This window comes from Parasphingorhabdus flavimaris, from assembly GCF_013371215.1.
Taxonomy (GTDB): domain Bacteria; phylum Pseudomonadota; class Alphaproteobacteria; order Sphingomonadales; family Sphingomonadaceae; genus Parasphingorhabdus; species Parasphingorhabdus flavimaris.
The window spans coordinates 798850-805369 of record NZ_JABWMH010000003.1 but is presented as its reverse complement, the minus strand read 5'-3'; the positions used below and the strand labels follow the sequence as shown (position 1 = coordinate 805369).

Below are 6520 nucleotides of genomic sequence, written 5' to 3'. Positions count from 1 at the left end.
AAGACCATTGAACATCGGCGCTTGCAACACCGCAAGCTAGCCGCCTAATATCAACCAATAAGACGAGGCCGATGCTCCGCTAATTTACGCAGCCATCTGTGCCAAATGTTCTGACGACGGACACCGCGGCAAAGAGCTTATGTGCGCGGGACGGCCTTTGCGCCCCAGCTGACTGATGGCGATGTTTCAGAATATCTTGCCCAACTGGAAATGCTTAGCAAAGGCTATCGCGAAGAAAGCGAAATTTGGCCGGTCAACATCCCGGAATTTGATACCGTGGCTGTTCACTCACGGCCGATTGCGCCGGAGACGTTTAAACTCGTCCTTGCGGCAATCCGACAGCGGCAATGTCTCAAGGCTAGATACGTTTCCCTCAGTTCCGGTAGTGAAGGGTTCCGAGCGATCCTTCCTCATGCCTTGGCAAGCGACGGTCACCGTTGGCATATGCGAGCGTTTGATTTTGACAACCAACGTTATTCCGATTTTGTGCTTTCCAGACTGGAGGCCAAAGGCTTTGCTGATACACCCAGCGGTGATCTTCCTCGCGATGTTGATTGGACATCTACAATACAGCTGGTCCTCACGGCGGACCCAGCGATGCCGGAACCTAGGCGCGAGAGATTGGAATCTGAATATCGGATGCGGAAAGGCGCTCTCAGGGTCAAGATCAGACAGGCAATGTTGTTCTATTATCTGAGATTCTATGGCTTCAATCCCCATGATCTGGAAGGCGGAGCCATGCGCAATGTGAGCAGTTTTCACCTCAAAGTCGCTAATATGGAGGAGGTCGAAAAATGGCTTGGCCGGAGAAATTAAGACACCTTTTCCAACCTAGAAAATCATCTCAAGATTCCGCGCTTTACGACGGAGAAACGGGGCGGGAGCGAGTAATCGCTATTCTTCGCGAAAATCCAGTTGTGGATGGCCAAGGCGAAGTCGCGGCGACGTTGTACGATCGAGGGGCTTTCCAAGGTTTTAGCAAGGGTGAAGATTTGATCTTGCAGGGAGCGAACGACGACGACGTTTACTTCCTCTTGTTCGGTGAAGTTGATATCTTAATCGACAAGAAATGGCGCGCAAAACGTGTTGCTCCCAACCAAGTCGGCGAAATGGCTGCCTTGGATGCAGGTATGCCCCGGTCGGCCACTGTGCGAGCAAAAACTGACGCGGTCTATGCGTGGAAAGTTCCGGCGCAAAACTTTAACGAACTCTTCGTAGCCGATGGCAAGGCTGCCCTTCGTATTAGGCGGGAGTTATCGTCTCGCCATCGAGAGCAATTGGCTTGGAAGCCCGCTCGAGACGGTTTGAAAAGCTTCGCTTTATGGACCGTCATATCCTTACTGGTAGCGGTTCTATGTGCGGCGATTGCCTGGACAACAACCGCTTTTTTACCCTTTGGGGAGATAGAGCGGGCCGTAACCACTGGAGGAACGGCACTTCTATTTTTCATATTCACGATGCTGCTAAACCCGGCGTTTTTATGGCGCAGGTTGATTTCGTATGTGCTGTTGGGATGGGCCGGGTTGTTCGTGATGGATTGGACTATCGCCGCCAAGATGAAAAACGGATCAGAGGAAACAGAGGTGTCTTTGGTGTCAAGCGGACTGGACCTCGACTGGACCATTCTGACACCCATCGCAATCGTGTCGGTAGTGCTGATTGGAATCTTTGCAGTTTTCGAGCACAAAAGAATGGAGGGTTGAAATGCGACAATCAAATGGTGCCGAGAACCCTATTTCGAGGGCAATGCAACAAGGAATCGAGAGTGGCATAACTCCCGCGACCGGAGGCGCAATAGTGGCCGAATGCCAAGCGCGCTTGCATAGCGCGAACGTTGCACAACGTACTGGAGAGAGTTCGTGTCCCTGAAGGACGATCTCGAGGCGGAGGTCGCCGAAACCTTCGAAACAAAATGGACCACGCGAGACGGCCAAGTTGTACCATCCCCGGCAGACGTCAAACTCGGCAACGACGCAGTCAAGCTGAAGGGCACCGTACTGTATGCCGATCTTTCGGAATCTACCGCGATGGTCAAATCGAAAAAGGATTGGTTCGCAGCTGAAGTGTACAAAACCTTTCTTCATTGTTCAGCGAAAATCATCAAACATTTCGGCGGCACGATAACCGCTTATGATGGAGACCGCATCATGGCGGTCTATTTGGGCAAAAGCAAAAATACCAGCGCCGTAAAAACTGCTTTGAAAATTCACTCAGCTCGGCAACATATCATTCAGCCCGCGCTAAAGAAGCAATATCCCAATAGTACGTTCGAACTGAAACATACTTGCGGGGTGGACACGTCGAACCTCTTTGTCGCCAGAACCGGTGTACGGGGCGATAACGATCTCGTATGGGTTGGACGTTCCGCGAATTGGGCGGCGAAGCTTAGTGATCTTCCCAATACACACGCGACTTGGATTTCCGCAGCCGTATATGATGTGATGCACGAATCTGTGAAGCTGGATGGCAACAAAGACAACATGTGGGAAAAACGCTCATGGACGCCGCAGAATGGAGCTACAATTTATCGTTCCGATCACTGGTGGAAATTGTGAGCTAGATAGGGTCCATTCGCCCTCAAGATGTCGCACGCGCCTCATTGCGGCAATCACTGAACTTAAATTCATAACTCCGAGGATCGATAAAGGGTCAAAAATGGCGATAAACAAAGCTGGATCAGTCTTCGGTTTAGCCGACAAAGAGCAACATTGGTCGACATCGCCTTTGTATGTTTACTACGCCATTGACATATACGCCAATGACGTATAGAAGGCTTGCAATGAATAGCCTTCAAACCGTTGTAGAGCTTCCTGAGTTCCAGAAACGTGCAAAGGCGATAATGTCCGATTCAGAGCGGCATGAAGCAATTGATTACATTGCGGCGAACCCTGAATCTGGCGCTCCGCTTGGCGGGGGATTGAGAAAAGTGCGTATCCCAAGAGAGGGAGGCGGAAAGAGTGGCGGCTTTCGAACGATATATGTGTTCGGTGATAGGCATATGCCGATTTTTTTAATCACGGTCTTTGGGAAAAATGAAAAAGGTAATTTGACTAAATCGGAACAGGCAGCAGCTGTTGCATTGAGCAAAAAAATCATTGCGGCATATGGAGAAAAGAAATGAGCGCTTACGATACTATTGAAAAAGGGTTGAATGAAGCCTTAGCTTTCGCCGAAGGCCAGACTAAAGGCGCTCGTGTTCACAAAATTGAAGTACCGAGCGTCGATGTCGTTGACATTCGGCAAAAAACCGGCCTGTCGCAAACAGACTTCGCCCGCAGCATTGGAGTTGCAAAAGGTACATTACTCAATTGGGAGCATGGCCGAAGAGATCCAAGCGGTCCCGCTCAGGTGCTCCTAGCATTGATCGCGCGCAAACCTTCTGTCGTGCAGGAATTGCTTCGCTAACATCTCACCCAATTCAATACTAAGATGCCAAATGTAAAAATACAATCTTTCATCATACATTGGCCTGGATACTTGTATCAATGAATTTTGGCCCGCAGCCAGCTACATGCACAAAAAATAGGTAGATATACCCCGACTCCTTGAGGATCCGAAAAAATAGCGGTTGCGTTATAGTCGGGAAGCGATTCTGTATTGGGGCATGATCCGCAGTGGTTTCCTGAGCAAAGCAGAACGGCTTGAGCTACGCGCTCTGGCGCGGGATGGGCTGAGTGAAGCGCGCGCGGCGCGCCGTGCCAATGCGATCATTCTGCTGGACAAGGGATGGAGCTGCCAGGAGGTGGCGGAGGCTTTGTTGATCGACGATGACACGGCTCGCTCCTGGCACAGACTTTATGACGAGCATGGCCTGACCGGCCTTGTGGTCTTCGATGTTGGGGGCAGTCACAGCCGGCTTTCTGCGGAACAGGAAGACGCGCTGTTTACGTGGGTCAGCGCCAGCCTGCCACGCAACGCGCGCACGATCGGCGCGTGGATCGCCGGTCGCTTTGGCATTGAGTACAGCCACGCGGGGCTGATCGCGCTGCTGCATCGGCTGAAGCTTTCGTACCGCAAGCCTGCGATGGTGTCGGGCAAGCTGGACGCGGCCAAGCAGCAGGCGTTCATCGCAGACTATGACCGGCTGATGTGCGGCCTTGAGAACGACGAGGCAGTGGTGTTCGTCGACGCCGTTCATCCGACCCATCAGGTCCGTGCGGTGGGCTGCTGGGCACCCACGGGCGAGGCGGTAGCGATTTCCCCCAGCAGCGGCCGTGACCGGGTGAATATTCATGGCGCCATCGACCTCGAGACCGGCAAGACCCAGATGCTCGATGTCCTCACCGTCGATGCGCAAAGCACGATCCTGCTGCTCATGGCGATCCTTGCCGCCCATCCGTCGCGGCGGTTGATCCACGTCTTCCTCGACAACGCCCGCTACCATCATGCCCGGCTGGTGCAGGAATGGCTGGCCCGAAAAGGCCAGCGGATCAGGCTCCACTTCGTGCCGACCTACAGCCCCCACCTCAATCCGATCGAGCGACTCTGGGGAGTGATGCACAAAAACATCACCCATAACCAAGGCTACGCAACGGCGCGCGAATTTAGGGCAGCGATCCTGGGGTTCCTAACTCAAAACGTGCCGAAACAATGGCACGTCTTCCGCGATCAGGTCACCGACAACTTTCGCGTCATCAATCCCGCAGATTTTCGGATCCTGAGGTAGACGGGGTATAGTCAGTAACATGATCTCCTCCTCCTGCTCCATTGCCCATCAAATGATCCGGTGGAATCTTCAAGGCCATCCCAACGAATATATCATCAGGATCATCGAGTTGATCCCGATTGAGATTGAAAATCTCGTCATATCTGTTCTTGTTACCCAAATATTTTGCCGCCAGTTTCCCCAGCGTGTCGCCACGCACTACTGGATGGACCAGTGCAATTTCGTCATCTGATCCCTCAGCATCCACGCCCAATACCGTCATCCTAGAAGCAACGGCGTCCAGAGTCTTTGGCCGATACGCAGCAGCACCTCGTCCTGCACTAGGTTCAGCGTTCCAGCGGCGGCGAGCGCTTGCGCTGACCTGGACAATATCATTTGGTCCGACACGGTCCGAAGAAAGCATGGCGCTCTTCAACTTGCCGATGAGCGAGTTGGCGCTGCGCGCAACCTCGGGATCGTTCTGCAAGGGAGCCAAATGGTTGGGGGAAATTTCATAGGCTCGTGATTCCGGGCCGTTGCGAACTTCTAGTCCTTGCGCTCTGGCACCCTTCAAAACCCAGGCTAGCGTTGCATCTGAAAGCCCCCGTTCCGGACCGCCGCCGCCGACCGAACCATGAACGCCAGGAAACCATTTTTGCTGATATGGGGCGTGGGGATCATACATCGACCAGTCTTGGTCGGTGTTCAGATCCGCCACGTTGTTCCACAGGACAGGCTCAAACAGGACACGGCGCTCATCGATTGCCACAGCATGGCGCGCCGCCTGCAGCTTGCTGGTTAATTTGGCATCGTGAAACTTAAATTTTCGGTTTATCCAAGTGGCTCCAGGAATAAATTTGGGACAGCCCAGCGCAGCCACCGTGTCCCAAACACCAATATATTTGATTTGCAGGATAGGAATATCGCGCCAGTCCATTTCGCTACAATTCTCCTGCCGCCAGTCCTTATCCCACTCGCTCACACAGATTTGTGAAGAATATTGGGAACGGAATTTGAGCGCATCAAGCGAGTCATCGCCGTCACCCTTGAAAACTGCCTTATAAAGACCGATCGCTTCTTCGATTTCTTTAGCGCTATCGACATTCAATATTCCGGCATGTCGGATAAAACCGACAAACGAGCGGGCCGTGAAGGCCCCCCGGGAGAAACCGAAAGCAAAAATATGATCGCCGGGTTCGTAATTGAACAGCAAAAAGCGATAGGCATCCCGGATGTTGTCCATCATCCCCTTGCCAAATGCGCCACCGCGAAACCGTTCATCCTTAGCGGTACCGATACCTTCGTCATAGTAGATTAACTGAGGCGTACCATCGGATGCGATCGGCTTGGTCATCTCTGCCAACAGCACAACATTAGTCGGTGAGTCGGCGGCAAGCTTATTCCAAGTCCCGTCAAAACAAAATACCAGTCTTTTCATGCGTGCCCCCAATTTTCGCCAATGTCTAAGTTTTCAATATGCCCCAAAAACCTTTGATGTTAGAAATGCAGGAGAACAATACTAACCCTTAAGACCAGAGCCGTGTGTTCAGCAGTAGTACAGTTTTGGTATTTTCAAATTTCATGCTAAATCAAATGGCTCCGTATTGGAAGATTAATGCGAAACTATATTTGGCACGATAATCTGAGTAAATTCTGAAGGTGTCCGTACACTAATTGCCTATAGGCCTCACGTTCGATCTGAATCGAATAAACCGCATCAACTATTGTTGAGCCCAAGTGGTTGTGATCCCGAGCTAAAAGCTTCTTGTTTCCGCAAATATTCCTCCACTTTCTTCAACGTCCTGGCACGCGGCCTGCGCCCTCCCCTTAAATCCAAAACAAACCTCGGATCACCCACCGCGCGCCTGCCAAACC

The 6520-nt window shown here is 52.1% G+C and carries 7 protein-coding genes; 6 read left to right on the top strand and 1 reads right to left on the bottom strand.

Annotated elements, in window-relative coordinates:
• Positions 1-141 precede the first annotated feature (141 nt).
• The 6 genes from HUO14_RS12740 to HUO14_RS12715 all read left to right on the top strand — a co-directional run bounded on the left by HUO14_RS12740 (position 142) and on the right by HUO14_RS12715 (position 4666).
• Entirely contained in the window at positions 142-816 is a 675-nt protein-coding gene (locus HUO14_RS12740) for a BrxR family transcriptional regulator (RefSeq protein ID WP_176280150.1), read from the top strand.
• Positions 795-1703, top strand: a complete 909-nt coding sequence (locus HUO14_RS12735; RefSeq protein ID WP_176280149.1) for a cyclic nucleotide-binding domain-containing protein — start codon at positions 795-797, stop codon at positions 1701-1703. The genes HUO14_RS12740 and HUO14_RS12735 overlap by 22 nt, the downstream gene beginning before the upstream one ends.
• Positions 1704-1859: 156 nt before the next feature.
• On the top strand, positions 1860-2555 hold the full coding sequence (locus HUO14_RS12730; protein WP_176280148.1) for an adenylate/guanylate cyclase domain-containing protein: 696 nt from the start codon (positions 1860-1862) through the stop codon (positions 2553-2555).
• Between the two features lie 224 nt (positions 2556-2779).
• Positions 2780-3121, top strand: a complete 342-nt coding sequence (locus HUO14_RS12725; RefSeq protein WP_176280147.1) for a type II toxin-antitoxin system RelE/ParE family toxin — start codon at positions 2780-2782, stop codon at positions 3119-3121.
• Entirely contained in the window at positions 3118-3405 is a 288-nt protein-coding gene (locus tag HUO14_RS12720; protein WP_176280146.1) for a helix-turn-helix domain-containing protein, read from the top strand. Before HUO14_RS12725 ends, HUO14_RS12720 begins: the two co-directional genes overlap by 4 nt.
• Before the next feature lie 199 nt (positions 3406-3604).
• The gene (locus HUO14_RS12715) at positions 3605-4666 is read left to right on the top strand and encodes an IS630 family transposase (RefSeq protein WP_176280145.1); all 1062 of its coding nucleotides are present in this window, start codon (positions 3605-3607) and stop codon (positions 4664-4666) included.
• Here the strand turns inward: HUO14_RS12715 and HUO14_RS12710 are convergent.
• Entirely contained in the window at positions 4635-6083 is a 1449-nt protein-coding gene (locus HUO14_RS12710) for a phospholipase effector Tle1 domain-containing protein (protein WP_176280144.1), read from the bottom strand. The two genes, HUO14_RS12715 and HUO14_RS12710, sit on opposite strands and share 32 nt — an antisense overlap.
• Positions 6084-6520: the final 437 nt, after the last annotated feature.